This is a genomic window from Photobacterium phosphoreum (assembly GCF_002954725.1).
Taxonomy (GTDB): domain Bacteria; phylum Pseudomonadota; class Gammaproteobacteria; order Enterobacterales; family Vibrionaceae; genus Photobacterium; species Photobacterium phosphoreum.
Map to the genome: position 1 here is coordinate 2553991 of NZ_MSCQ01000001.1, position 26803 is coordinate 2580793.

The 26803-nt window shown below is 43.2% G+C and carries 25 protein-coding genes; 17 read left to right on the top strand and 8 right to left on the bottom strand.

Annotated elements, in window-relative coordinates:
• Positions 1-35: 35 nt before the first annotated feature.
• Both BTO21_RS11280 and BTO21_RS11285 read right to left on the bottom strand, forming a co-directional pair.
• Complete coding sequence (locus BTO21_RS11280) at positions 36-2450, bottom strand: bifunctional aspartate kinase/homoserine dehydrogenase II (RefSeq protein ID WP_045028926.1); 2415 nt, start codon at positions 2448-2450, stop codon at positions 36-38.
• A complete protein-coding gene (locus BTO21_RS11285; RefSeq protein ID WP_045028924.1) occupies positions 2450-3616 on the bottom strand; it encodes an O-succinylhomoserine (thiol)-lyase in 1167 nt (388 codons plus the stop codon). Before BTO21_RS11285 ends, BTO21_RS11280 begins: the two co-directional genes overlap by 1 nt.
• A gap of 306 nt (positions 3617-3922) precedes the next feature.
• Between BTO21_RS11285 and metJ the strand changes: the two genes are divergently transcribed.
• A complete protein-coding gene (gene metJ, locus BTO21_RS11290; protein ID WP_036789456.1) occupies positions 3923-4240 on the top strand; it encodes a met regulon transcriptional regulator MetJ in 318 nt (105 codons plus the stop codon).
• A 120-nt stretch (positions 4241-4360) separates the two neighbouring features.
• On the opposite strand, the gene rpmE is transcribed toward metJ, so the two are convergent.
• Positions 4361-4573, bottom strand: coding sequence for a 50S ribosomal protein L31 (gene rpmE, locus BTO21_RS11295; protein ID WP_045028922.1), 213 nt, complete (start codon positions 4571-4573; stop codon positions 4361-4363).
• A 266-nt stretch (positions 4574-4839) separates the two neighbouring features.
• Between rpmE and priA the strand changes: the two genes are divergently transcribed.
• The 6 genes from priA (at position 4840) to BTO21_RS11325 (ending at position 12138) form a co-directional block, all read left to right on the top strand.
• Positions 4840-7041: a primosomal protein N' gene (gene priA, locus BTO21_RS11300; protein WP_045028921.1), complete on the top strand. Its 2202-nt coding sequence runs from the start codon at positions 4840-4842 to the stop codon at positions 7039-7041.
• Between the two features lie 181 nt (positions 7042-7222).
• On the top strand, positions 7223-8248 hold the full coding sequence (gene cytR / locus BTO21_RS11305) for a DNA-binding transcriptional regulator CytR (protein WP_275658184.1): 1026 nt from the start codon (positions 7223-7225) through the stop codon (positions 8246-8248).
• 170 nt (positions 8249-8418) lie between these two features.
• Positions 8419-9021, top strand: a complete 603-nt coding sequence (locus BTO21_RS11310) for an SPOR domain-containing protein (protein ID WP_045028918.1) — start codon at positions 8419-8421, stop codon at positions 9019-9021.
• A 181-nt stretch (positions 9022-9202) separates the two neighbouring features.
• The gene (hslV, locus tag BTO21_RS11315; RefSeq protein WP_045028916.1) at positions 9203-9736 is read left to right on the top strand and encodes an ATP-dependent protease subunit HslV; all 534 of its coding nucleotides are present in this window, start codon (positions 9203-9205) and stop codon (positions 9734-9736) included.
• Between the two features lie 10 nt (positions 9737-9746).
• The gene (hslU, locus tag BTO21_RS11320) at positions 9747-11078 is read left to right on the top strand and encodes an HslU--HslV peptidase ATPase subunit (protein WP_045028914.1); all 1332 of its coding nucleotides are present in this window, start codon (positions 9747-9749) and stop codon (positions 11076-11078) included.
• A gap of 151 nt (positions 11079-11229) precedes the next feature.
• Complete coding sequence (locus BTO21_RS11325) at positions 11230-12138, top strand: 1,4-dihydroxy-2-naphthoate polyprenyltransferase (RefSeq protein ID WP_065194032.1); 909 nt, start codon at positions 11230-11232, stop codon at positions 12136-12138.
• A 76-nt stretch (positions 12139-12214) separates the two neighbouring features.
• On the opposite strand, the gene zapB is transcribed toward BTO21_RS11325, so the two are convergent.
• Positions 12215-12457, bottom strand: a complete 243-nt coding sequence (gene zapB / locus BTO21_RS11330; RefSeq protein ID WP_045028996.1) for a cell division protein ZapB — start codon at positions 12455-12457, stop codon at positions 12215-12217.
• Between the two features lie 586 nt (positions 12458-13043).
• Here zapB and BTO21_RS11335 point away from each other — a divergent pair.
• The 7 genes from BTO21_RS11335 (at position 13044) to tpiA (ending at position 19755) form a co-directional block, all read left to right on the top strand.
• The gene (locus BTO21_RS11335) at positions 13044-13895 is read left to right on the top strand and encodes an MIP/aquaporin family protein (protein WP_065194031.1); all 852 of its coding nucleotides are present in this window, start codon (positions 13044-13046) and stop codon (positions 13893-13895) included.
• 94 nt (positions 13896-13989) lie between these two features.
• Positions 13990-15528 (top strand): glycerol kinase GlpK, encoded by a 1539-nt coding sequence (gene glpK, locus BTO21_RS11340; protein ID WP_045028912.1) that lies wholly within the window; start codon positions 13990-13992, stop codon positions 15526-15528.
• Positions 15529-15735: 207 nt separating this feature from the next.
• Entirely contained in the window at positions 15736-16743 is a 1008-nt protein-coding gene (glpX, locus tag BTO21_RS11345; RefSeq protein WP_065195666.1) for a class II fructose-bisphosphatase, read from the top strand.
• Positions 16744-16950: 207 nt separating this feature from the next.
• Positions 16951-17568 carry a helix-turn-helix transcriptional regulator gene (locus tag BTO21_RS11355; RefSeq protein WP_045028909.1) on the top strand — a complete coding sequence of 206 codons (618 nt, stop codon included), beginning with the start codon at positions 16951-16953 and terminating at the stop codon, positions 17566-17568.
• Between the two features lie 13 nt (positions 17569-17581).
• Positions 17582-18325, top strand: coding sequence for a ferredoxin--NADP reductase (locus BTO21_RS11360; RefSeq protein ID WP_045028908.1), 744 nt, complete (start codon positions 17582-17584; stop codon positions 18323-18325).
• 140 nt (positions 18326-18465) lie between these two features.
• A complete protein-coding gene (locus tag BTO21_RS11365) occupies positions 18466-18762 on the top strand; it encodes a DUF3135 domain-containing protein (RefSeq protein WP_045028906.1) in 297 nt (98 codons plus the stop codon).
• A gap of 222 nt (positions 18763-18984) precedes the next feature.
• Positions 18985-19755, top strand: a complete 771-nt coding sequence (tpiA, locus tag BTO21_RS11370; RefSeq protein ID WP_045028905.1) for a triose-phosphate isomerase — start codon at positions 18985-18987, stop codon at positions 19753-19755.
• A gap of 156 nt (positions 19756-19911) precedes the next feature.
• On the opposite strand, the gene pfkA is transcribed toward tpiA, so the two are convergent.
• Together pfkA and BTO21_RS11380 are read right to left on the bottom strand one after the other, a co-directional pair.
• Entirely contained in the window at positions 19912-20874 is a 963-nt protein-coding gene (gene pfkA, locus BTO21_RS11375) for a 6-phosphofructokinase (protein WP_045028903.1), read from the bottom strand.
• Positions 20875-21384: 510 nt separating this feature from the next.
• Positions 21385-21858: a Spy/CpxP family protein refolding chaperone gene (locus BTO21_RS11380; protein ID WP_045028902.1), complete on the bottom strand. Its 474-nt coding sequence runs from the start codon at positions 21856-21858 to the stop codon at positions 21385-21387.
• A 200-nt stretch (positions 21859-22058) separates the two neighbouring features.
• On the opposite strand from BTO21_RS11380, the gene BTO21_RS11385 reads away from it, so the two are divergent.
• The 3 genes from BTO21_RS11385 (at position 22059) to BTO21_RS11395 (ending at position 24689) form a co-directional block, all read left to right on the top strand.
• Positions 22059-22751 (top strand): response regulator, encoded by a 693-nt coding sequence (locus BTO21_RS11385; protein WP_045028900.1) that lies wholly within the window; start codon positions 22059-22061, stop codon positions 22749-22751.
• Positions 22751-24127, top strand: a complete 1377-nt coding sequence (gene cpxA, locus BTO21_RS11390; RefSeq protein WP_045028898.1) for an envelope stress sensor histidine kinase CpxA — start codon at positions 22751-22753, stop codon at positions 24125-24127. The genes BTO21_RS11385 and cpxA overlap by 1 nt, the downstream gene beginning before the upstream one ends.
• A 97-nt stretch (positions 24128-24224) precedes the next feature.
• The gene (locus tag BTO21_RS11395) at positions 24225-24689 is read left to right on the top strand and encodes a tRNA (cytidine(34)-2'-O)-methyltransferase (protein ID WP_045028897.1); all 465 of its coding nucleotides are present in this window, start codon (positions 24225-24227) and stop codon (positions 24687-24689) included.
• A 73-nt stretch (positions 24690-24762) separates the two neighbouring features.
• Here BTO21_RS11395 and cysE read toward each other — a convergent pair whose 3' ends face one another.
• A complete protein-coding gene (gene cysE / locus BTO21_RS11400) occupies positions 24763-25578 on the bottom strand; it encodes a serine O-acetyltransferase (RefSeq protein ID WP_045028994.1) in 816 nt (271 codons plus the stop codon).
• A 202-nt stretch (positions 25579-25780) separates the two neighbouring features.
• Positions 25781-26794, bottom strand: a complete 1014-nt coding sequence (gene gpsA, locus BTO21_RS11405; RefSeq protein ID WP_045028895.1) for an NAD(P)H-dependent glycerol-3-phosphate dehydrogenase — start codon at positions 26792-26794, stop codon at positions 25781-25783.
• Positions 26795-26803 lie beyond the last annotated feature (9 nt).

The following is a 26803-nucleotide window of genomic DNA, read 5'->3' on the forward strand; positions in this document are numbered from 1 at the left end:
TTTTTTTATGGCAACGACTGAACACTCATCTAGCACTATAGCATCGTCGCTAAGCGGTTAATGTCTGATATTAGCGCCCCCGCAGTAACATCTCGACCAGCACCAGGACCTCGAATTACCAGTGGATTTTCACGATACCATTGGCTTTCAATCGCAAAAATATTATCACACGGCAATAAATTCGCTAATGCATGCTCACAGGGCAATGCTTCCAGTCCCACCGATGCCTTACCATGACGATCTAAGCGCGCCACATAACGTAATACTTTATCTTCCCCGACTGCACGCGCTAACTTTTCAGCCAAGGATAGATCGAGCTCTGCGGTCTGTTCAAAAAAGTCATCAACACTTAAAGACTGCAAGCTTGGCGGCACTAATGACTCCACCTGTACCTGCTGCGGTTCAATCTCAAACCCAGATTCACGCGCGAGAATGATCAGCTTACGCATCACATCACTACCATCAAGATCGTGGCGAGGATCAGGCTCCGTTAACCCTTGCTGCCATGCTTGCTCTAGTAACTCAGAAAATTGTTGGCTACCATCAAACTGCTGAAATAACCACGATAAAGTACCAGAAAAAATCCCCGAGATAGCTAAAATACAATCACCACTTTCACGTAGATCGCGGACAGTGTGGTTGATTGGTAAACCTGCGCCAACAGTGGCGTTATATAACCAATATCGACTACTTTTGGCAAAGGCATCGACCACTGTTTGATAGTCTATTGTCGCCGCAGAGCCTGCAATTTTATTGGCTGAGATCAGATGCAATCCACTTGCCGCAATATGAGGATATAACGCTGCCAGCTGATGACTTGCAGTAACATCAACCACCACCACATCATCATAATCAACCCCTGCAAGTTGCGATAATAACTGCGGCAATTGATAATCTACCGCATGGGACTGAAACTGTTCTAGTGCAGTTTGAGGCTCAATACCCTGACTATCAAGCCAGCACTGTTGTTGCCCAACAATACCAATTAAATTAAAACGCATTCCATGTCGTAGCTCTAGCGCCGCTTTTTCACGACTAAACAGACTCAACCAATGACTGCCAATGTTGCCTTTGCCACACAACACAATCCCAACACTTTTTTGCGCTTGAAATAACGCTTGATGGATATCATTCACTAGCGCTTCGGTGTCAACATCACGTAATACCGCCACTAAACTTAGACCAGAATCAGACTCCGTCATAAATTCTACCGGCAATCCTTTTAATTGCTGGTAAAAGCCGTGACAATGATTAGGATTATTCAACACTCCCGCCCCGACAGCAGCCACCATCGAAAAACCTTCACGTAGGCGCAATTCAGCCGCAACGCCACTGTCTTGCAATAGATTGAGGACACTGTTAACCACTTCTTGGGTATAAGCTAAAACAATCTGTCGTTTACCTTGATCGACGGTTTGAGCCAATGGCTGTAATTGAGCACGGTCTAATAACTGCTGCACATCATGTTGGATCTGTGCCAACACCATTCCTTGCGGCACACCAAGTTCAATTAAACACACATCATTTAATGACGAAATAATTTTAGCACCACGGCCTGATGCCAATACCCGCTCAACCCGAGTCGAACCTAATTCAGGCTGATGGCTACAACGTAAAGTGAGATCAATCGTACTTTGGGCGACAGGTTGTAGCGTACGGCTATGCAATACTGGCGCGGCAAGGCGAGCCAGTTCATTGGCTTCATCTAAGCGTAATAAAGGTAATAAACATGCCGTGGTTACTTTACGAGGATCAGCGCTATACACGCCAGCAACATCACTCCAAATCGTCACCCGTTCAACTGCAGCTAAAGCACCGATCATCGTGGCAGAATAATCAGAACCATTACGCCCAAGTAACACCGTTTTTTGGTGCTGATTGGCAGCCATAAAACCGGTGATCACTAGTCGTTGTTGCGGGTACTGAACCAATAATTGCTGCAATAGCGGTTGCGATAACGTCTTATTAATTTCAGGTTGAACAGCATGCTCTGCACGTAAGAATAATCGCGAATCAATGGCCACTGCGGCTAAATGATGTTGATTAAGTAACGCGGCTAATAAGCGTGCTGACCATAATTCCCCATGCCCTAAAACCGCATTTTTGACCTCGACTGTTAAGGGCTGCTCGCCCCACTTCGCAATTGAGGCTAATTCAGCATATAACGGTTGTAGTAATAATTCGGCTTGAGCTGGATCTAACAATTCACAGATCAATTGCTGCTGAAAGGTACGAATGGATAATAACGTGGCATGAGCTAAGCGGCCATCAGTGATCAATTGCTCCAGCCATAACAATAATTGGTTGGTGGTTTTACCTGCGGCAGAGACCACCACTAAATCATTACAGTCAGAATACGATCCTAAAATATCAGCCACTCGCTGATAGCACTGTGAATCAGCAAGGCTACTACCACCAAATTTATGTAGCTGGCGCAGATTTTTTGTCATTAACACGCCTCCTGTGCAACCGCAAATGCTTGAGTGAGATCAGCAATTAAATCACGAGGATCTTCCAAACCAACCGATAACCGTAATAAAGCAGTTGAAATCCCCGCTGCGCGTTGTGCTTCATCGGTCATCGCTCGATGGGTCATTGAAGCCGGATGAGCAATTAAACTCTCGGTACCGCCTAATGATTCTGCCAACGAAAACAATTGCAACGTTTTAACAAACAGTTCCAATTGCTGATAACTGCCGTTAAATTCAAAACTCATCATCGAGCCAAAACCACGTTGCTGACGCTTGGCAATCTCATGTCCCGGATGGGTCGGTAAACTTGGGTGATAAATAGTGCCAACTAAGGGTTGTTGCTGTAAATAAGCCAGTACTGCCGCACCATTTTCTTCATGCATTCTCATACGAGGCGCCAGTGTACGTAGACCACGCAAAGTTAAATACGCATCAAAAGGTGCCCCTGTCGCCCCAATACAGTTCGCCCACCAGCTTAAATTTTCAGCCGCAGATTGCTCCTTCGCAATTAAAACACCACCGACGACATCAGAATGACCATTAATGTATTTAGTGGTGGAATGCACTACAAAATCAGCGCCAAGCGATAACGGCTGTTGTAATAATGGCGATAGAAAAGTGTTATCAACCGCAACTTGGCAGCCAACAGCCTGTGCTTGCTGGCTAATTGCAGCAATATCAATCACTCGCACTAACGGGTTCGAAGGCGTTTCAAGCCAGAGTAAGGTCGGTTTTTGTGCTAAAGCGGTTGCCAACGCATCGGGATCAGATTGGTCAATAAACAGGACTTTAAAATCGCCTTTTTGAGCACGAGTATTAAATAATCGATAACTTCCGCCATAACAATCATGCGGTGCAATCAGCAGATCATTCGGCCCCAGTAACGCTGAGACTAATAAATTCATTGCCGAGGTGCCACAACTGGTCACCACCCCACCAGCGCCACCTTCCATATCACTCAAAGCATCAGCCAATGTATTACGAGTTGGGTTGCCTGAGCGGGAATAATCGTATTGCGGTAATTCACCTAACGCGGGAAAACTGTAGGTCGAGGTTAAATAGATGGGTGGAACAACAGCGTTGTATTGTGAGTCAACATCAATACCGGTACGGACTGCAATGGTTGCAAGTTGCTTGTCACTCATAATAACGTTCCTTGTTATAAGGGGGTGAGCCCTGAAAGTAAATAATGGTCGCTGTGATAACCTTAACCACACCAAAACAAGACGTCAACACTTCTAGACGTCTACATCTCTTTGCTTATAGCAGTAAATCCCGCTAAAATTCAGTTATTGAAAAAAATAGTCGTGATCTAACAACGGTTGTATACCGCGATAGAGGACAAACTAACAATGTTCACGTAATATCGCCGCCTATCATGACTATGTACTAACAACCGTCATCGCGACATTGTTATCATCATTAATTAAACATCGCTGAGAAGGTAAAACATGGCAAAGTGGAATGGCGAATATATTAGCCCTTATGCAGAACACGGTAAGAAAAATGAACAAGTAAAAAAAATTACAGTGTCTATTCCATTAAAGGTTCTCAAGATTCTTACTGATGAACGTACTCGTCGTCAGGTCAATAACCTGCGCCACGCTACCAACAGTGAACTATTATGTGAAGCTTTCTTGCATGCCTATACAGGCCAACCGCTACCCACTGATGATGATATTCGTAAAGATCACCCCGACGATCTCCCTGCAGAAGCAAAAGCATTGATGGAAGCGATGGGCATCAGTTACGAAGACATTAATGAATAATACGTATATCAGATAACAAAAAACCAGCTTTTATGCTGGTTTTTTTTCATCTATCAAATTTATGTCATAAAAAAAGGGATGCTTGCGCATCCCTCTTCTTTAAATTCAATGGGCAAGTAATTACTTGCTACCAAGCGCACCAAAACGCTTGTTGAATTTGTCCACACGACCGCCTGAGCTAACTTGACGTTGCTTACCAGTGTAGAATGGGTGACACTTATCGCATACATCAAGGTTGATGTCTTTGCTCATAGTAGAGTTAAATACGAAAGTGTTGCCGCAAGAACAACGTGCGTTTACTGCTTTATATTCTGGGTGGATACCTTGTTTCATGGGGAAACCTCAAGTTAAGGCCGTGTCGCTCTCCCGATCCAAAGCCGGGCACCACACGTGGTTAATAAAATAGTCTGTCGTAAATTTACAACAAATCAGGCGGCGTATAGTAATCAATCATCCTCAATAGATCAACTCAGACGCTGTTTTTTATCGCTCTTTTATTCTCAACTGAAACAGTAAATAATAATCGTCAAATAGCAGCACTTATTCCAGATCATTCGATCTGTTACTATTTAGTACAAGCTCAATGAAAGCGATAAAATATGACCCACCTAATAGCACGCGTTGCTTTACCTGTCCCATTAGACAAAAACTTTGATTATTTAATCAAGCCTAACATGCCTCCGGTTATTGGTGGACGGGTGCTAGTCCCTTTTGGTCGACAGCGATTGGTGGGGATCGTGGTTGCTATCGGTCATGATTCTGATTTTCCAACCCAACAATTAAAACCGATTCAACAAGTATTGGATAATCAGCCATTATGGCAACCTGCATTATTTGGGCTGTTAAAATGGGCCAGCAGTTATTATCAATACCCATTAGGTGATGCATTAGCTAATGCGATGCCAGCATTATTACGTAAAGGTCGAGAAGCCTCTGCGGCAACATTAAAGTATTGGCAGCTAACGGATGCTGGACGAGAACAACCCCTTAATGGTTTAAAGCGCGCCCCTAAACAAGCCCAAATTCTTAATTTATTACGCAGTGGTCCCCTCAGTCACGATAGCCTACTCACTCACGATGTGAGCAGTACAACCTTAAAAGCGGTAATGCAAAAAGGTTGGATCACCGAGCAGCAACAGCAACCAAAGCAACTGCAATGGCAACCGCAATTTGCTATCACTGAACAAAAACCACGTTTAAATGAAGAACAAGCCTTGGCCATTGCCACCGTTAACAGTAATCCTGATTTTGGTTGTTATCTGTTAGATGGTGTAACGGGCTCTGGCAAAACTGAAGTTTATCTGAATCTACTTGAGCCTATTTTAGCCGCGGGTAAACAAGCACTGATTTTAGTGCCTGAAATCGGCTTAACCCCGCAAACTATTAATCGCTTTAAACGCCGCTTTAATGTGCCTTTAGAAACCGTACATTCAGGTTTAAACGATAGTGAGCGCATGACAGCATGGCTTGCAGGGCGCGATAACCAAGCGGGGATAATTATAGGTACTCGTTCGGCATTATTTACCCCCTTTGCAAATCTAGGAATTATTATTGTTGATGAAGAGCATGATGCCTCTTATAAACAACAAGATAGCCTGCGTTACCATGCCCGCGATCTGGCGGTTATGCGAGCCAATAAAGAAAACATTCCGATAGTGTTAGGCTCTGCTACTCCAGCACTTGAGACGTTACATAACGCTCAAGCAGGTAAATACCATTACTTAACCCTTTCAAAACGAGCCGGTAATGCTAGTGCTGCACGTCACGGAGTGATTGATGTTAAAGGCTTGTATTTAAACGCTGGTTTATCTGCTCCACTGATTGCCGAGATGCGTAAACACCTCAATGCTGGCAACCAAGTGATGTTGTTTCTTAATCGACGCGGTTTTTCACCGGCGATGATGTGTCATGAGTGCGGCTGGATTGCAGAATGTGACCGTTGTGATGCTTATTACACGCTGCACCAACAATCAGGTGAATTACGCTGCCATCACTGTGCAACTCAAAGACCAATAATGCACCAATGCCTACAATGTGGATCAACGCAATTATCACCAGTGGGTGTCGGTACCGAGCAGCTTGAAGCGCAACTTGCAGAGCTGTTCCCTGAATTTAAAACAGTGCGTATTGACCGTGATAGCACCCGCCGTAAAGGCGCATTAGAAAACTATTTAGAAGCAATTAAAAACAATGAATATCAAATTTTAATCGGTACTCAAATGCTCGCCAAAGGGCATCACTTCCCTAATGTGACCTTAGTGGCTCTGATTGATGTTGATAGTGCATTATTCAGTAATGATTTCCGTGCTTCAGAACGATTGGCACAACTGTTTATTCAAGTTGCAGGCCGAGCAGGACGTGCCAGTAAACCCGGCTCAGTGTTATTACAAACCCATCATCCTGAACATCAACTGTTACAATCACTGCTACATAAAGGTTATGGTGTCTTCTCTAAAGCAGCATTAACAGAACGTCGCCAAGCATTATTACCACCGTTTACCCATTTGGTATTATTACGCGCTGAAGCCAATGACAGTGATTTAGTGTGTCAGTTCTTACAACAAATTCGGGCTATTTTTGAAGCCAGTCCAGTTTACGATCAGGATTGTTGTGTCTTAGGCCCTAACCCTGCGCCCCTTGCTCGACGTGCAGGACGGTTTCGATGGCAATTAATTTTACAAATACCCAACCGTAATAAGCTGCAACAAATGCTAAGTATTGCCAAGCCAGCGATCCAGTTATTGCCGCTCGCTAAAAAAATCAGGTGGTCAATTGATGTTGAACCGCAAGATTTAACTTAAACTACACAATGCGATGCAGTTCACATAGCGAATGTAATTTATGCTATTGAAAGCAAGTTTCAGCTTATGCATCCATTCTACAATATGCTTATGAATTGACTTTTTTCAGTCGGTTACGATTAGCTGGTGAACACATCTAAACATATTTTTTGTTTCAGACAACCAGCTGCACACTAAAGATATAGCAAAAGAGGAAAGCACTATGGCGACAATGAAGGACGTTGCCCAGCTAGCCGGGGTATCAACTGCGACGGTTTCGCGCGCACTAATGAACCCGGAAAAAGTATCGGCATCAACAAGGAAAAAAGTTGAGCAAGCCGTAATGGAAGCTGGATATTCACCAAACTCACTGGCACGTAACCTACGCCGCAATGAATCAAAAACCATCGTAACTATTGTTCCGGATATCTGTGATCCTTATTTCACTGAAATTATTCGTGGCATTGAAGAAGCGGCGATGGAAAATGGTTATTTAGTGTTACTCGGTGACAGCGGCCAACAACAACGTCGGGAAAACTCCTTTGCGAATTTAGTGTTTACTAAGCAAGCTGATGGCATGTTGTTATTAGGTAATAATTTACCGTTTGACGTCAGTAAACCAGAACAAAAGAATCTACCACCGCTAGTGATGGCGTGTGAATATGCACCAGAACTTGAATTACCAACGGTACATATTGATAACTTAACCGCTGCCTTTGATGCGGTTAATTATCTCACTCAAATGGGTCATAAACGTATTGCTCAAATTACGGGTCCAGATAAAGCAGCCCTGTCGCAGTTCCGCCAACAAGGCTATCAACAAGCACTGCGTCGAGCAGGTATTACTCTAAACCCAGCTTATACCATTAAAGGTGATTTCAGCTTTGCCGCGGGCGCGCGTGCTATAACAGCACTACTTGCATTACCTGAACCACCAACGGCCTTATTTTGTCATTCTGATGTGATGGCCATCGGTGCTATGCAACAAGCTAAACGTCTTGGTTTACGGGTACCGCACGATATTTCTATTGTCGGTTTTGATGATATTCAATTTGCAGAATATTGCGATCCACCATTAACGACGGTATCACAGCCTCGTTATGAAATCGGTCGCCAAGCAATGCAAATGCTACTTGAATTACTTAAAGGTAAAGATGTTCAGGCAGGCTCGCGATTATTGGATGCAAAACTGGTCATTCGTGAAAGTGCTGCGCCACCAAGTCGCTAATTGATATTTGCCCCATATTTGACGTGTTACCGTACGAAGATCATAAAACTGATCATCATTGTTGTAATATGGGGTTAATTATCAACGAAACCGCGATAATCACTGGTCAGGATCAATCCAACTTTGTAACATAGCGTTCTGTCTATCTTCCCAACTAATTTGTCGATATTGTGGCTACTAAAGATTATGTAAAACGTGGGCGCTCACCGAAACCAGCGCCAATAAAGGCAAAAGCCAGCCCTAGAAAAGGCAAAAAAGCACCAACAACAGGTTTTCCAACCTCGTGGGCAGCATTGGCTGTTATATTGGTGTGCGGACTGATTGCGAGTTTATTTTTCCTTTCTGGGACTGACGTGCCAGAAACTGCACCAGTCACTCCTGCAGCCATTGTTGTAAAACCGCAACCGGCTAAAACCAATACCAACGCTTTACCGCCAAAACCTGAAGAAAAATGGCGTTATATCCAAGAGCTCGAAAATAAAAAAGTGATTGTGCCAGTATTAACCCCCAAACAAGTTATTGCTAAAGATAAGCCAACTCAACCTTATCTCTTACAATGTGGTGCTTACCATAGCCAAGCTCAAGCCGATGAACGTAAAGCAACCATTGCGTTTCAAGGTTTAAACAGTCAAATAAAAGTATCAACTAATGATAAAGGAACGTGGTACCGCGTGGTATTGGGTCCTTACAAAGATAAACGCTTAGCGATGGATGATCAGAATAAATTACAACAGCACGGCATTAGCCCTTGTGCTATTTGGTTCTGGGAATAATCCTTCCCACGATAGATCACACCTAAGGATGTCCCAGTGGCATCCTTTTTTATCACTGTCATTACTCCAACCACAGCAAGCTATTGTCACACCACACCTTGAAAACCCACCCTGTTATCCCCAGATCTAATACCATTAACGATGCCGGCTAACGTCGGAGCTGAATCAAAGAGGGTTTAACGTGACAACTATTGTATCTGTTCGTCGTAACGACAAAGTCGTAATTGCTGGTGATGGTCAAGTGTCACTTGGCAATACCGTAATGAAAGGCAACGCTCGCAAAGTTCGTCGTCTCTATAACGATAAAGTACTCGCTGGTTTTGCTGGCGGCACCGCTGATGCCTTTACTTTATTTGAGCGTTTCGAGCGTAAGTTAGAAATGCACCAAGGGCACTTATTAAAATCTGCCGTTGAGTTAGCCAAAGACTGGCGCACCGATCGTGCGCTACGTAAGCTAGAAGCATTATTAGTGGTAGCCGATGAAACAGGTTCATTAATCATTACCGGTAATGGTGATGTAGTGCAGCCTGAACATGATTTAGTTGCTATTGGTTCTGGCGGTAACTTCGCCCAAGCCGCAGCAATTGCATTATTAGAAAATACCGATCTTAGCGCGCGTGAAATTGCAGAAAAAGCGCTAAATATTGCCGGTGATATTTGTGTGTTTACCAACCACAATCACACTATTGAAGAACTAGAAACTAAATCTAAGTAAGGAAGTTGCAATGTCTGAGATGACTCCTCGCGAAATCGTTCACGAGCTTGACCGCCATATTATCGGTCAAGACAAAGCCAAGCGAGCGGTTGCGATTGCACTGCGTAACCGCTGGCGTCGTATGCAGCTTCCTGAAGAGCTGCGGGTTGAAGTAACCCCTAAAAACATTTTAATGATTGGTCCAACAGGCGTAGGTAAAACTGAAATAGCGCGTCGTTTAGCTAAACTGGCAAATGCACCGTTCATTAAAGTTGAAGCGACTAAATTTACTGAAGTCGGTTATGTCGGTAAAGAAGTCGAAACCATTATTCGTGATCTGACTGATGTCGCTGTCAAAATGGTGCATCAACAAGCAACAGAAAAAGTACGTGTCCATGCGGAAGAATTAGCAGAAGAACGTATTCTTGATGTGCTATTACCACCAGCACGTGATGCTTGGGGACAAAACGAAGAAGCACCAACAGAATCAACGACGCGTCAATCTTTCCGTAAGAAATTACGTGAAGGGAAACTTGATGATAAAGAAATCGAGATTGATGTTGCCGCACCACAAATGGGCGTTGAAATTATGGCGCCTCCTGGTATGGAAGAAATGACCAACCAGTTACAAGGTATGTTCCAAAACCTTGCAGGCAACACCAGCAAAAAACGCAAAATGAAAATTAAAGATGCGTTAAAAGCAGCAACTGAAGAAGAAGCCGCTAAACTGGTAAACCAAGAAGAACTTAAAGAACAAGCTATTTTTGCGGTTGAAAATAATGGTATCGTCTTTATTGATGAAATCGATAAGATCTGTAAGCGTGGCGAATCATCTGGCCCTGACGTTTCTCGTGAAGGTGTACAGCGCGACCTACTACCATTGGTTGAAGGCAGCACAGTATCAACTAAACACGGTATGGTTAAAACAGACCACATCCTATTTATTGCTTCTGGTGCATTCCAAGTCGCTAAACCATCAGACTTAATCCCTGAATTGCAAGGTCGTCTACCTATTCGTGTTGAGCTAGAAGCATTAACAAGTCACGACTTTAAACGTATTCTTACGGAGCCAAAAGCATCATTAACGCAACAATACGTGGCGCTAATGGCGACAGAATCGGTTGATATCGAATTCAACGCAGAGGGTGTTAATAGCTTGGCTGAAGCAGCATGGCAGGTAAATGAGCGCACAGAAAATATTGGTGCCCGCCGTTTATACACTGTTATGGAACGCCTAATGGAAGAAATTTCTTATGATGCTAGCGAAAAAGCAGGTGAGAAATTCCTGATCGATGATGCTTATGTACAAGCTCGTCTAGGTGAATTTGTTGCCGATGAAGATCTTAGTCGCTTCATTCTATAATCGGCGCTAAAGACAACAATTAATTCTAAAAACGGTGCGTTCTATCGCACCGTTTTTTTTTGTTCTTTAACAAACATTGATGGGATAAATTTGCGCATGAACAAATTTACGCCATAATACCTTTTCAATATCCACTTTAAGTATCTAATTTATGAACTCACCCTCTTCACTGACAATTTGGTTAGATGCCGCAAGACCAAAAACGTTACCCCTCGCCATCGCATCGATTGTGTGCGGTAGTGCTGTGGCAAAATGGCATGGCAGTTTTTCTGCTAGCATTGCCGCGCTCGCTTTATTAACGGCCTTGTTGTTACAAATCCTATCTAACCTTGCCAATGATTATGGCGATGCTGTTAAAGGCACGGACAATGATGACCGCTTAGGCCCTCAACGTGCAATGCAATCAGGTTTAGTGACCGCAGCGACAATGCGTAAGGCGATGATTATTAATATTATCCTTACCGCTATCAGTGGCTTAACCTTAATTTTAATTGCGTGTAAAAACCCCCATGATATTGTCGGCTTTTTAGTGCTGGGATTACTGGCAATTGCCGCTTCCATTGCCTATACCGTCGGTAATAAGCCTTATGGCTATCGTGGCCTTGGGGATTTATCCGTACTGATATTTTTTGGCTGGTTAGGCGTTGCTGGGACCTATTATTTACAAGCAGGTCAAATTGATTCATTGATCATGCTACCTGCAACCGCGTGTGGTTTATTAGCTGTTGGCGTGCTCAATATTAATAATCTGCGTGATATTGATAACGACAAAGCATGCGGCAAACAAACTTTAGTGGTACGAATGGGTCCACGCTGGGGGCGTAAATACCACCTTATCTTACTTTCCACGAGTGTGATATTTTTTAGTTTATTTGCGCTATTAGAAGTGAAGTCACTGTTTGGATGGTTATTTATTCTAAGTCTGCCACTACTGATTAATCATGGCCGTCAGGTATACCGTTCTACTGATGGCGCAGCCCTGAGACCGATGATGGCAACCATGGTTAAGTGTGCATTAATCACCAATCTTTTATTTGCGGTTGGGATGATGCTAGCATAAATAAAACATCGGCTCGGTATCGCATCCTTTCAGGACATGATACCGAGCCGATAATCGTATTCAATTAAAGATGCGATTATTCTACGCTATCCATTTTACCTAGTAGCGTACGTACGCGATCTTGCCATACATTATGCTCGCCACGTAGTGCTTCGTTATCTTGAACAAGACTCTCACGACCAGAGCGTAGTTCTTGTGCTTCCATAGCTAGGCTATCATTTTTTTCTTTTAGTTCATCAATTTCCATTTGTAGCAAAGAAATTGAATCCACAGCCATTTGAACTTTGGCTTCCAATTTTTCCAACATTTCTAGAGACATATTGTTCACCTGATCTATGCCCATATATTTACCTTAACAATTGAAGGTAATCTCTACGGGCAGGGTTATATATATTTAACAGCTATTCTAGCGAGGCAATGGCTCGCTGACATCTACATTTCCATTGCATTGGTGCAAATGAATAAAAATCATACAAGTATGATGTAATTTTTGCAAAGTAAGCCACTTTAGCCCTTTTAAACAGCCAAATTCAACAATCTTAACTCTACTTTACACCACGTTAATGCCCTCGATACCTCACTTCACACCTAGCCATCAATAATGTGATATCTGCGAACTTTCTCAAATTCTATACCACATTACCATGATAATTTAACGCCACGATTTTATATTCCATAACCGTCATTAATGACGACGGAACTAGCGCCTTGTTAAAGTCACAATCAATGATCTCACCCTTCCAATACAACAATAAAAACCCATCAAGCGCTCACTTTAGAAAACAATTAATGCTCGAACGCACATTTTTGCGCCATTATTATTTTAAAAAAAAAGTAATTATTGTAAATTACCGAGCATAAAAATAACCAAATACCCTACATTACCCATCAAAAGGACTGACAATATGACAAGTTCCAAACCTAATGCACTCATCGGAGAATGTTTAGCGGAATTTATTGGTACTGGGCTACTGATATTTTTTGGTGTTGGCTGTGTCGCGGCAATGAAACTAACTGGCGCCGATTTTGGTCAATGGGAAATAAGTATCATGTGGGGGCTTGGCGTTGCCATTGCGATTTATGTGACTGCTGGGGTTTCTGGCGCCCATTTAAATCCAGCAGTGACCATTGCGTTAGCCAGTTTCCATGGTTTTAATAAACGTAAAGTTTTACCGTATATTATGGCGCAGGTATTAGGTGCTTTTGCCGCGGCAGCATTAATTTATGGCTTATACAGCAACTTATTTACAGATTATGAGACCAGCCATAACATTATTCGAGGCACAGTAGCCAGCCTTGATACTGCCTCCATTTTTTCAACGTTCCCGCATCCATCATTAAGTTTTAGCGGTGCATTCGCGGTTGAATTTACCATTACCGCAGTCTTAATGTTCGCTATCTTAGCCATTGGCGACGATAAAAATGGTGCTCCTCGTGGCGCAATGGGTCCATTACTGATTGGTTTATTGATTGCCGTAATTGGCGGATCACTTGGGCCACTAACAGGCTTTGCTATGAATCCTGCGCGTGATTTTGGTCCAAAACTACTGACCTTCTTTGCGGGTTGGGACAGCGTTGCACTAACAGGTGCTAAAGATATTCCTTACTTTATCGTTCCTATCCTAGCCCCAATTTGCGGCGCTCTATTTGGTGGCTGGGCATACCCTAAATTGATGGGAATTTATCTACCAGGTAATAAATGTACTCTGCCTAATAAATGTGAAACCAATACTGATACACCAAAGGTTGAAGCGTAATATTTTATCTAATAACAAAGCCTGAATATCATTAATTACATAATTATCAGGCTTTCCCCTACTCTAATATAAGAAAGACAACGAGGAACGCATCATGACTACTGAACGGAAATATATTGTGGCACTCGATCAAGGAACTACCAGCTCTCGAGCAGTGGTGCTCGATCACAATGCTAATATCGTTTGTTCGTCACAACGTGAATTTACGCAAATCTACCCTAAAGCGGGCTGGGTTGAGCATGATCCTCTGGAAATTTACGCCACCCAAAGTTCGACCATGGTTGAAGCCTTAGCCAAAGCGGGTATTCGCAGTGATCAAGTGGCCGCGATTGGTATTACCAACCAACGTGAAACCACCATTGTTTGGAATAAAAAAACTGGCAAACCGGTTTATAACGCTATCGTATGGCAATGTCGTCGCACCGCTGACATGTGTGAAGAATTAAAGCAACAAGGTTTAACCGATTATATCCGTGAAGCCACAGGGTTAGTGGTTGATCCGTACTTCTCAGGCACCAAAGTTAAATGGATCCTTGATAACGTTGAAGGCGCACGTGAGCAAGCTGAAGCGGGTGAATTATTATTTGGCACTGTAGACACTTGGCTAATTTGGAAAATGACCCAAGGTCGAGTATTTGTTACTGACTACACCAATGCTTCCCGCACCATGTTATTTAATATCAACACCTTGCAATGGGATGAAAAACTACTTACAGCACTGAATATTCCCCTGTCAATGATGCCAGAAGTAAGATCTACATCTGAAGTCTATGGCCAAACCAACATCGGTGGTAAAGGCGGTACCCGTATTCCTATCGCGGGTATTCCTATCGCGGGTATTGCAGGAGACCAGCAAGCGGCTCTCTTTGGTCAAATGTGTGTCTCGGCAGGACAAGCTAAAAACACCTATGGTACTGGTTGCTTCTTACTAATGAACACCGGTAAAGAAAAAGTCACCTCCCATAATGGCCTGTTAACCACCCTTGCTTGTGGCCCGAAAGGCGATGTTGCTTACGCCCTTGAAGGTGCGGTATTTATGGGGGGCGCTTCGATTCAATGGCTGCGTGATGAAGTAAAACTGCTCAGTGATGCTAACGACTCCGAATACTTTGCAGAAAAAGTCGGCAGTGCTAACGGGGTGTATGTAGTTCCTGCCTTTACTGGTTTAGGCGCACCTTATTGGGACCCGTATGCCCGCGGCGCGATTGTCGGTTTAACTCGTGGGGTTAATTCAAATCATATTATTCGCGCCACCCTTGAAAGTGTCGCTTACCAAACCCGCGATGTGCTTGATGCAATGCAAGCTGATTCAGGGATTAAGCTCGATATATTACGTGTCGATGGTGGCGCAGTTGCCAATAACTTCTTAATGCAATTCCAATCTGATATTTTAGCGACGGAAGTTCACCGCCCAGTCGTTACTGAAGTTACGGCACTGGGTGCGGCTTACCTTGCTGGTCTGGCGATTGGTTTTTGGGACAGCATTGATGAACTTAAACATAAATCGCAATTAGATCGTAGTTTCACCCCTTGTAGCGACGACAAAAAACGTAACCGTCGTTACCGCGGCTGGCAACGTGCGGTTGAGTGCGCTAAAGGTTGGGCATTTAATGAAGAAGATGACGACGAGTAATCGTATTTAATAACGCTTCAGGCCTGCTCAAAATAGCAGGCCTTTTTTATTAGCTCGCCACGATATAATGCTGATTGTGTTGCGTTAGATCATCAACCCATGGCGTTGACAATCTAATTTCCCACCGTGTTCACAAGCCAATTATGCTAGAATTTACGCTGAATTTTTACACCCTTGCACCCACCCATTTCTATATTTGGAGTTATCATGAAAGGCGATTTAGCAATAGCATTTGCTCGTGTTACCGAAGGCGCAGCCCTTGCAGGTCACAAATGGTTAGGCCGTGGCGATAAAATTGCGGCTGACAATGCGGCGGTAGAAGTGATGCGTACCCTGCTTAACCACACCAATATTAATGGCGAGATTGTTATTGGTGAAGGTGAAATCGACGAAGCACCGATGCTTTATATTGGTGAGCACGTTGGTTGTGGTGGTTGTGCGGTTGATATTGCTGTCGATCCAATTGAAGGCACACGCATGACCGCGATGGGACAAAATAATGCCCTTGCGGTACTGGCTGCAGGCGAAAAAGGTAGCTTGCTAAAAGCCCCTGATATGTACATGGAAAAATTGGTGGTAGGCCCGCAAGCAAAAGGCGTTATCGATCTTGATAAACCATTAGCAGATAACTTTGCGGCTATTGCTAACGCGCTTAACAAGCCAGTAAGTGAGCTTGTCGTTACTATTCTCGCGAAGCCTCGTCATGATCAATTAATCACTGAAATGCATGCCATGGGTGTACGCGTATTTGCTTTCCCTGATGGTGATGTTGCTGCTTCTATTCTTACTTGCATGCCTGAAAGTGATGTTGATGTGATGTATTGCATTGGTGGCGCACCTGAAGGGGTTGTTTCTGCTGCCGCTATTCGCGCATTAGGTGGCGACATGCAAGGCCGCTTATTACCTCGTCATCATGTAAAAGGTGATACTGAAGAAAATCGCCGTTTAGGTGAGATGGAAATCCGTCGTTGTGCAGAAATGGGCATTGAACCAAACAAATTATTGCGCCTTGAAGACATGGCGCGCAGTAATGATGTCATCTTTGCAGGTACAGGTATCACCAAGGGTGATCTCGTTGAAGGTATTCAGCGTCAAGGTAATATGGCGACCACTGAAACGCTATTGATCAGCGGTAAATGCGGCACCATGCGTCGTATAACCTCAAGCTACGACTTAACCCGTCAGAATGATGCTGTTAAGCAACACACGCTATAACCCCTCTGCGTTATCAATAAAAAAATGCACTTCGGTGCATTTTTTATGCCTACTGCCAACGGTTGTTATTGCCACAATCTTAACCGCCATTATTTCATTCTTATACCTAAGAAGTCCTACTTTTAACTCACTATTATATTGTAAAGATATTGCTTTATTTAATAAGCTGATCCCATAATATAATAAGAGCAGCAATGATAACTGATTATGAAAACTATCGAAAAAATTCTCTATCACATCAAATGTGATGGCCCTGTTACCGCCAAAGTATTAGCCGACAAATTCCAATTAACCACTATGGGGATCCGTCAGCATTTACAGGCGATGGAAGAGCAAGGGCTCGTCGATTCTTATGACGTAAAAGTAAAAGTCGGTCGTCCAACACGCCATTGGCAACTGACATCACAAGGCCACCGTCGTTTTAGTGATCACCATGGTGAACTTGCAGTACAAACCCTAGAGGCGGTGAGTGATTTATTTGGTCAGCAAGGACTACAAGCGATCATCGCTCAACGTGAACAACAAACCTTAACTCACTATCAAGTTGCCATTGCTGATTGCCATGATTTAAAAAGCAAACTCGTCACACTGACCGAGTTACGCCAGCATGATGGTTATATGGCCGAACTTATTTGCGATGATAATGGCTTTTTATTAGTTGAAAATCATTGCCCTATCTGTCTTGCTGCCAGTCATTGCCCATCACTTTGTCACTCTGAGCTGGCTATTTTTCAACAATTATTAGGCGAGAGCACACGCATCCAACGTCAAGAACACATTATTACAGGTCAAAGACGCTGTGCTTATCGAATAACATCCAAATAACAAGGAGGCCACTATGGCTGATTGGATCCCTGCACAAGTTATTGCGAACCGTCACTGGAACCAAGATTTATTCAGTTTATCGCTACGAGCGAACATTGAACCGTTTAAAGCGGGACAATTTACTAAACTCGGAATTATGATCGGTGATAACTTGATCCAACGAGCCTACTCGTTTGTTAATTCGCCCCAACACACTGATATCGAGATCTATGCGACTCGCGTTGCTGACGGCTTACTGTCACCACGCCTACATGCCTTACAAGAAGGTGATACTGTTCAAATATCAGCGCGAGCGAGCGGATTTTTCACCCTCGATGAAGTCGCTACCAGTCAACACTTGTGGCTGTTTGCGACAGGCACTGCCATTGGACCGTATCTGTCGATCTTAGGTCAAAAAGAGGTGTGGCATAAATACCGCAAAATTATTCTTATTCATGCGGTGCGCTATGCGGCAGATCTAAGCTATCAAGCTGAAATCAGTGCCCTTAAGCAACAATATGGCGATCAGCTTATCGTACAGCCATTTGTGAGTCGCGAACCAGCACCACTATGTTTAACCGGGCGCATTCCACTGGCGATTGCAGATGGTTTATTAGAACGTCATGTCGGCTTATCTTTAAGTGCTGAACATAGCCAAGTGATGCTGTGTGGTAATCCACAAATGGTACGGGATACCAAAGCGGTACTTGAGGTAAAAGGCCTAGCTAAAAATCTGCGCCGTAAACCCGGTCAAATTACCATGGAGCATTACTGGTAATTGAATCTTGAATAATAATAATCAGCATTGACCGTTAACATTATTGAGCCTGAGCAAGCGGGCTCAATCGCAACCATAATATCAACCCCACCACCGCTATCGACTATCATTATAGTAGGAATTAAACCAAGGAATAGCGGATGCAATCACTGCCTGATTTTGACCAACTGGTGCAACTCGCCGCCACCCATCCCCAACAATTCGCCTTGCTACGCCAGCAATTAATTCAACAAACCATTGCTCAAGCCAGCCCAAGTATGCAACTGCGATTACAAGCTCAACAAAGTCATATTGATCGACTTATTAGCCACGCTAAAAACCCACTTCACGCCAATATTCTGTTACAACAAGAATTACAACGTCAATTACAACGTTTCAACCAAGCACTCCAATCACAATCTCCACCACGACAGGCAAAAATACTGCCCTTAAAATGACAAATTTTTGGTTTACCCTCAGCAGCATATTCCGCCCAAACGTTACAAAAAAGCGACAAAAAACTGCATATATTGAAATATTTTTCTATTTGTAGTTCACTTTTTATCTCGAAAAGGGTACAACCAAACACATTAATGATTTTGAACAGTAAAAATTCAGTTCCGACTGGTATATTTTTACGTAGTTAAATTAATTACGTCATTTAAATTTGGAGAAAAACTATGCGCCATCCTGTAGTTATGGGTAACTGGAAATTAAACGGCAGCAAAGAAATGGTTGTTGCTCTACTGAACGGTCTTAACGCTGAACTTGAAGGCGTTACAGGCGTAGACGTTGCAGTTGCTCCACCAGCACTTTTCATTGATCTTACTGAGCGTACGCTTACTGACGCTGGCAGCGCGATCATTCTAGGTGCTCAAAACTCTGACCTACACAACAGCGGTGCATTCACTGGCGACATGTCTCCAGCTATGCTTAAAGAATTTGGTGCTACTCACATCATCATTGGTCACTCTGAGCGTCGTGAATACCACCACGAATCAGACGAGTTTGTTGCTGAGAAATTCGCTTTCCTAAAAGAAAATGGCCTAACGCCAGTTCTTTGTATCGGTGAATCTGATGCGCAAAACGAAGCTGGCGAAACAGTAGCAGTTTGTGCTCGTCAACTTGACGCAGTTATCAACACTCAAGGCGTTGAAGCACTAAACGGTGCTATCATTGCTTATGAACCAATCTGGGCTATCGGTACTGGTAAAGCGGCTACAGCTGAAGATGCACAACGCATTCACGCTCAAATCCGTGCTCACATTGCTGAGAAATCTGAAGAAGTTGCTAAGAACGTTGTTATTCAATACGGCGGTTCTGTTAAGCCTGAAAACGCTGCAGCTTACTTCGCACAACCAGACATCGATGGTGCTCTAGTTGGCGGCGCAGCACTTGACGCGAAAAGCTTTGCAGCTATCGCTAAAGCAGCAGCTGAAGCAAAAAAATAATCACTCTTAAAGATTGATGAAATCAAGGTCACTTTCGAGTGGCCTTTTTATTACCACAAATATCAGCCGCTCTTAAAACAGCCCCATAAAAACAGTATAAAAAAAAGGCCGATATAATTATCGACCTCATTATTTCAGTATCTTAATAACGTAATTTTAGAACAGCTTCTCAGCCAGTTCATATAAATCGTTACGTACTGGACGACGCATATTTTCAATCGCATCGATAATGTCATGGTGCACCAGTTTTTCACACTGAATACCCACACAACGACCGCCTTCACCTTGCTGTAGAAGATCAACTGCATAAGCACCCATACGAGATGCTAATACACGGTCAAACGCTGTTGGCTGACCACCACGTTGAATATGACCCAATACAGTCGCACGTGTTTCACGGCCTGTTTCAACTTCAATGAACTTAGCCAATGCGTTAACATCTGTCATTAATTCAGTGATAGCGATAATTGCGTGCTTTTTACCTTTGGCGATACCTTCATTGATATGAGTAATTAATTTCTCTTTATCAAGGCCAGTCTCTGGTGTGATGATGTACTCACAACCGCCTGCAATTGCTGACATTAGAGTTAAATCACCACAGTGACGACCCATAACTTCAACAATAGAAATACGCTGATGAGAAGATGACGTATCACGTAAACGGTCAATCGCATCAATTACAGTGTTCATTGCTGTCATGTAACCGATAGTGTAATCAGTACCTGCAACATCGTTATCAATTGTGCCTGGAATACCAATACAAGGGTAACCCATTTCAGTAAGCTTCTTCGCACCCATGTATGAGCCGTCACCACCGATAACAACCAATGCATCAATGCCGTGTAGCTTTAGGTTTTCAATCGCTTTTTCACGTACTTCCACTTCGCGGAACTCAGGAAAACGTGCTGAACCTAAAAACGTACCGCCTTTGTTAATTACATCGGAGACACTTTGACGATCAAGCTTTTTAATACAGTTATTATATAGGCCTTGGTAGCCATCAAAAATACCGTAAACTTCTAGATCTTCTGTCAACGCTGCACGAACTACGCCGCGAACCGCTGCATTCATACCAGGTGCGTCACCACCACTGGTCAAAACACCAATCTTCTTAATCATGGTTACCCTCTGACTTTGGGAATTGAAAAATCAAATCCAACACGATATACCAAGGTTCCCCCACTCGGTATCACAGTTGATAATCATCATCCTGTGTTCGTGAAAACTGAAACTTTCCTACTTATGTAGAAGTATTACAATTTTAATGAAATAGTTTGTTGATTCATATCACGCTAGCTCGTCACTTCCCTGTCGGCCAAAACTTATCATCTGCTTATTATGATTATTTTTATAATCTTTCGAATAAATCTATAATAACTAATAATAGGTGACACCATTAATGATAGAGGAAATGATGGCGATAGTTAATATCACGCAGTATAGCTGTTTTATGATAAAAATTAATAACAAAACCTACCATAAAAATACAATCATCGCCTTGTTCTGATTCAATTTCAAAGCAAAGATTCTAAAAAAAATGCCAAAAGAAGACACTTAATATCAAAAACAAAAAAAGCCATAGTAAAGACTATGGCTAATGAACACTATTTGACACTTAACTCACCATAATTAGTGGTGACTTTTTTCCTGTAAGCGCATCACGTGTTTTTCTGATTGCTGTTGCTTAAGTTCAACATACTTTTGTTTTTGTTCTGGGGTTAGAATATTCAGCATTTTATGACGCTGTTCTAGCATCGCTACTCGACGCTCAACCTGCTGCTGTGACATTTTCTCAGCCACGGCACGTACCGCAGACTCATCAAAGTTACTCGCTAACACTAATTTTTCAAGTTGCTGCTGATCGGCTTGCATCGCTTGACGATTTTCTACGCGTTGAGCTTTATGTTCAGTGCGGTTAGCTTGGCGTAACGTTTTCATTTCTTGTTTTTGAGTCGCCGTAAGATCTAACTGGCTAAAAATCTTGCCGCCATGATGACCTTTCTTCATGCCACCATTGTGATCTTGGCTAGCAAAAGCTGACATTGAACCGAGAGCTAATGGCAATGCCATCGCGATAATAAGCGTTTTATTAAATATTTTCATGGTTATTTCTCCAGCATTATCATGTGATGAGTCGCCGTTTTCTATGGCTTGGTCACTATCATAACCGATGGAAAGTAAACCGCTGTCTAGCAAACGTAAACTAGCGTAAAGCTAATACAGAGTAACTTGGCGTATCAGCAAAGATTAGCGATACTAGCACTACTTGATTGAGTGTTCACATTACATTTTAGGACTTCACCATGGCAAAAATCCTTTTAGTCGATGACGATATAGAACTGACCGCACTCCTCAAAGATATTCTTGAATTAGAAGGATTTGAGGTTGAAGAGGCCAACAATGGCATTAAAGGCTTAGAAAAAGTCGACACCAGTATTGATTTGATTTTACTTGATGTAATGATGCCGAAAATGAATGGCACCGAAATGTTACGCCGCTTACGCGAAAAACACACTACGCCTGTAATGATGCTCACCGCTAAAGGTGATGAAATAGATCGTGTGCTCGGGCTTGAGCTCGGTGCTGATGACTATTTACCCAAACCGTTTAGCGATCGGGAGTTGCTCGCTCGTATGCGCGCTGTACTGCGACGCACCCAAGTAAATACCGACACTAAAGCCAGGAATAGTGAGTGTCTCGTTTATCAAGATCTGATTATTTACCCAGGTCGACAAGAGGTATTGTGTAATCAGCAGCCGATTGAAATGACCGCTACCGAACTAGCACTACTGAGTTATTTTGTGCAACATCCAGGCAAAATTATTGCCAAAGAAGAACTCAGTCTTGAAGTGCTCGGAAAACGCTTAGCGCAATTTGATCGTGCAATTGATATGCATGTCTCAAACTTACGCAAAAAACTGCCAGTACGTAGTGACGGTAAACCACTGATAAAAACGCTGCGTGGTAAAGGCTATTTATTGGTTGAGGCTCAATAATGCGAGTACCTGGTTTTACGCACCTTTACGGGCGTATCTTTGCCATTTTCTGGGCCACGCTATTAGTGGTAGTCGTCGCATTGGTACTGATGTTTCAATATGACCCACGATCGATACAACCGATTCCCGAACATCCATTAAAACAACTTCAATCCCAAGCAATAAAAATTAATAAACGTTTAAATCATCACCCAGCATCAAGCAACGATATCAACCTTAATACACGAATAAAAGCACTCACTAAACGGCAAGACAGTCATAATAACCAATTGTATTTCACGACCATAGATGGCGATATTATTGCCCCGAGAAAACACACTAAAGCGCTACGTAATTTTATCACCATCGCCGATAACCCTGATACCCCCAAACAGCGTTTGTATGGTCGCTGGTTAATGGCAGGGCCTTTTATTATTACCACTGAACAGCAACAGTTGTTTATGTATAGCGGTAAAGTGTGGCGGGGTGCTCCACCTTTTTTTGTTCAAATAATGGATAAACCGTTTAAATTACTATTAGTTACTATGCTTGTCAGCACGCCATTTTTATTATGGTTAGCATGGGCGGTAACCCGTCCAGCGCGACGGTTGCAACAAGCAGCTGAACGGGTTGCTCGAGGCGAATTTGAAGCTGACCCAAGTTTAGAACAAGGGCCTGAAGAGTTTAAACAAGCCGGGGCCAGTTTTAATCAAATGGTCGATGCTTTAAATAACATCATTAGTGGTCAGCAACGGTTATTATCTGATATTTCACATGAATTACGCTCGCCTTTAACGCGACTACGTATGGCAACAGCGCTGGCACAGCGAAAACAAGGCCAAAGTAGTGAATTATCACGGATTGATACCGAAGCAGAACGCTTAGAAAAAATGATCAGTGAGCTCTTGGAATTATCACGAATGCAGGTCAATAGTCACCAGCAACAGCAAATCGTTGATGGCCATAGCCTTTGGTATGAAATGTTAGAAGATGCCCGTTTTGAAGCAGAACAACACCATAAGACCTTAACCTATAATCAACTTCAAGCTTGGCCAATAAAAGGTAACCCGAACTTATTGATCAGTGCACTCGAAAACGTAATTCGCAATGCGATTAAATACGGTAATGATGTGATTGAGATTACGTTTACCCACCAGGCACAGCAATTACTGATCACAATTGATGATAATGGCGAGGGCGTACCCGATGATGAACTTGATGATATTTTTCGTCCATTTTATCGCGTTTCAACCGCCCGTGATCGCAGTAGTGGTGGCACGGGGTTAGGGCTGGCAATAACGGAAAGCGCCCTTCGTCAACACAGTGGTAGTATCAAAGCAACCACAAGCCCACTGGGTGGTTTGCGGATCAGTATGATATTGCCTTTAGCCCGTTAACCATCAAGGTTAACCTCGCGCATTAAAGATGATTGCTTGTTGACGTTACGCTTGTCACAATACGGTTTCTTTTTGCACCAAATAAAGCTGAATAACTATGTTTGATATTGCGTTATACGAACCTGAAATCGCCCCCAACACAGGCAATATTATTCGCCTTAGTGCTAATTGTGGTGCCAATTTACATTTAATTGAGCCACTAGGGTTTGATTTAGAAGAAAAAAAACTGCGTCGTGCGGGTTTAGATTATCACGACCTCACCCATGTTTATCGTCATAAAAACTTTGAAGCCTTTATGGAAGCGATGGCGGGACGCCGTATTTTTGCTTGTACCACCAAAACCACTAACTATCACGTTAATGCGAAATTTGGTGAAGGTGATGTGTTGTTATTTGGTCCAGAAACACGCGGCTTACCGGCTGAATTTATTACGAGCTTACCATTAGAACAACGTTTACGGATCCCAATGCAACCGGACAGCCGTAGCTTAAATTTATCCAATGCAGTCGCAATCATTGCCTTTGAAGCTTGGCGTCAGTTAGATTTTAATGGTGCTATCTAAAATTCTTGATCGAGAAAAACAATCAAGGCGATCATTTGATCGCCTTGATGCGTTATAACGCCAGTACTGTTACTCAATCAATATGAGTGAAAGCATCGTTACTGCCATTAAATTGCTGATCCATTTCAGTAGCGGGTTTGGCGGTTTTAGGACGACCAATAATAACCGCAGGCACACCAGCAACAGTCGTATGCGGAGGCACCGGTTCTAAAACGACGGAGCAAGCACCAATTTTGGCCCCAACACCCACTTCAATATTACCCAGTACCTTGGCACCGGCACCAATCATTACCCCTTGACGAATCTTAGGGTGGCGATCACCACTTTCTTTACCGGTACCGCCTAAGGTAACATCTTGTAAAATTGACACTTCATCTTCAATTACTGCGGTTTCACCAATCACGATCCCTGTCGCATGGTCAAACATAATGCCACAACCAATCTGTGCCGCAGGGTGAACATCAACCTGACATGCCACCGATATTTGATTCTGTAAATACACCGCTAACGCTTTGCGGTTTTGTTTCCACAGCCAATTCGCGACCCGATACCCTTGCAGGGCATGACAGCCTTTAAGGTAAAGTAATGGAATCGAGTAAGCATCAATCGCCGGATCGCGCTCGACAACGGCACGAATATCACAAGCTGCCGCTTCAACAATATTGCTATCACTCACGAACGCTTCTTCGATGACTTCACGCACAGCCATTGCTGGCATTGACGGGGTCGCTAGTTTATTGGCTAAGATGTAACTCAATGCTGATGCTAAATTTTCATGCTTAATAATGGTGGCATGATAAAAACTGGCAAGCATAGGTTCTTGTTCAGCTTGCAATCGTGCTTCCTGCTCAATCGCGCGCCATAGTTGATATTGTTGACATTCCTTCACAAGTTCCTCGGCTTTATTACTTATTAGGTTAATCATACCCATAGCATCATTAAATCAATGGGTTAATAGGTCACATCAATGGCATAACGTTACACAGTCAGAATACTGATCGTTATTGTATTTTAGTACAGTTATAAAAAATAACGCGAGCCTAAGCTCGCGTTATTTAATAGATACCAGTTATCGCCCTAAACAAGCAACTTTATTCGTACTTTTTCTCACGTGCGAGTAAGTCTTTCGCCGCTTCGCGAGCATCTTTACCAAGATAAAGCACTTGATAAATCTGTTCAGTGATCGGCATTTCAACTTGATGACGTTGCGCCAATAACCACACTTCTTTAGTATTACGATAACCTTCTACTACTTGACCAATATCCTGTTGCGCTTGCTCGACACTACAACCATGACCGAGAGCTAATCCAAAGCGACGATTTCGCGATTGATTATCAGTGCATGTCAGTACCAAATCACCTAAACCTGCCATTCCCATAAAGGTTTCTGGTTGCGCACCAAGTGCAGCGCCCAGACGGCACATTTCAGCTAAGCCTCGAGTAATAAGTGCCGTACGTGCATTGGCACCAAAGCCAATACCATCCGACATACCCGCACCAATCGCAATCACGTTTTTCACTGCGCCGCCCAACTGCATCCCAATAAAATCACTGTTGCTATAAACACGGAATGTTTTATCACAATGAATTTTTTGTTGTAGATCAGTCACAAAATCAGCATCAGGCGAAGAAACAGCAATCGCAGTTGGCATACCCGCTGCTAATTCTTTCGCAAACGTAGGGCCAGATAACACCGCTAATGGGATGTGTTCACCCAACACCTCAACCGCCACATCTTTAAGTAAACGCCCGGTGTCAGGTTCTAATCCCTTTGTTGCCCAACAGATACGAGAATCTGGGCGCAAGAAAGGTTTCATTTGTGCTAATACCCCACCAAATACATGGCTAGGTACGACCACTAACACATCACGGCTACCTTCAACAGCAGCTTGTAAATCTGAGGTTAATATCAGTGAATCAGGAAATTTCACCCCAGGCAGAAACGCTTCATTGGCACGATCGATTTCCAATTGCGCCATATGGTGTGGCTCATGGCCCCACAAAATGACATTGGCACCATTTCTGGCTAATGCAATTGCTAATGCTGTCCCGTAAGATCCAGCCCCTAACACTGCCATCGAAATCGTATTATTAACGTTCATCATATTGGTCAC

Bases quoted from the DNA above. Each gene is read 5' to 3' on its own strand.
- BTO21_RS11380 (WP_045028902.1), bottom strand. From the start codon at position 21,858: ATGAAAATATTTAATAAAACGCTTATTATCGCGATGGCATTGCCATTA.
- BTO21_RS11395 (WP_045028897.1), top strand. From the start codon at position 24,225: ATGTTTGATATTGCGTTATACGAACCTGAAATCGCCCCCAACACAGGC.
- BTO21_RS11365 (WP_045028906.1), top strand. From the start codon at position 18,466: ATGCAATCACTGCCTGATTTTGACCAACTGGTGCAACTCGCCGCCACC.
- gpsA (WP_045028895.1), bottom strand. From the start codon at position 26,794: ATGATGAACGTTAATAATACGATTTCGATGGCAGTGTTAGGGGCTGGA.
- hslU (WP_045028914.1), top strand. From the start codon at position 9,747: ATGTCTGAGATGACTCCTCGCGAAATCGTTCACGAGCTTGACCGCCAT.
- BTO21_RS11280 (WP_045028926.1), bottom strand. From the start codon at position 2,450: ATGACAAAAAATCTGCGCCAGCTACATAAATTTGGTGGTAGTAGCCTT.
- pfkA (WP_045028903.1), bottom strand. From the start codon at position 20,874: ATGATTAAGAAGATTGGTGTTTTGACCAGTGGTGGTGACGCACCTGGT.
- BTO21_RS11335 (WP_065194031.1), top strand. From the start codon at position 13,044: ATGACAAGTTCCAAACCTAATGCACTCATCGGAGAATGTTTAGCGGAA.
- glpX (WP_065195666.1), top strand. From the start codon at position 15,736: ATGAAAGGCGATTTAGCAATAGCATTTGCTCGTGTTACCGAAGGCGCA.
- BTO21_RS11360 (WP_045028908.1), top strand. From the start codon at position 17,582: ATGGCTGATTGGATCCCTGCACAAGTTATTGCGAACCGTCACTGGAAC.
- tpiA (WP_045028905.1), top strand. From the start codon at position 18,985: ATGCGCCATCCTGTAGTTATGGGTAACTGGAAATTAAACGGCAGCAAA.
- BTO21_RS11325 (WP_065194032.1), top strand. From the start codon at position 11,230: ATGAACTCACCCTCTTCACTGACAATTTGGTTAGATGCCGCAAGACCA.
- glpK (WP_045028912.1), top strand. From the start codon at position 13,990: ATGACTACTGAACGGAAATATATTGTGGCACTCGATCAAGGAACTACC.
- priA (WP_045028921.1), top strand. From the start codon at position 4,840: ATGACCCACCTAATAGCACGCGTTGCTTTACCTGTCCCATTAGACAAA.
- rpmE (WP_045028922.1), bottom strand. From the start codon at position 4,573: ATGAAACAAGGTATCCACCCAGAATATAAAGCAGTAAACGCACGTTGT.
- metJ (WP_036789456.1), top strand. From the start codon at position 3,923: ATGGCAAAGTGGAATGGCGAATATATTAGCCCTTATGCAGAACACGGT.
- BTO21_RS11355 (WP_045028909.1), top strand. From the start codon at position 16,951: ATGAAAACTATCGAAAAAATTCTCTATCACATCAAATGTGATGGCCCT.
- zapB (WP_045028996.1), bottom strand. From the start codon at position 12,457: ATGTCTCTAGAAATGTTGGAAAAATTGGAAGCCAAAGTTCAAATGGCT.
- cpxA (WP_045028898.1), top strand. From the start codon at position 22,751: ATGCGAGTACCTGGTTTTACGCACCTTTACGGGCGTATCTTTGCCATT.
- BTO21_RS11385 (WP_045028900.1), top strand. From the start codon at position 22,059: ATGGCAAAAATCCTTTTAGTCGATGACGATATAGAACTGACCGCACTC.
- BTO21_RS11285 (WP_045028924.1), bottom strand. From the start codon at position 3,616: ATGAGTGACAAGCAACTTGCAACCATTGCAGTCCGTACCGGTATTGAT.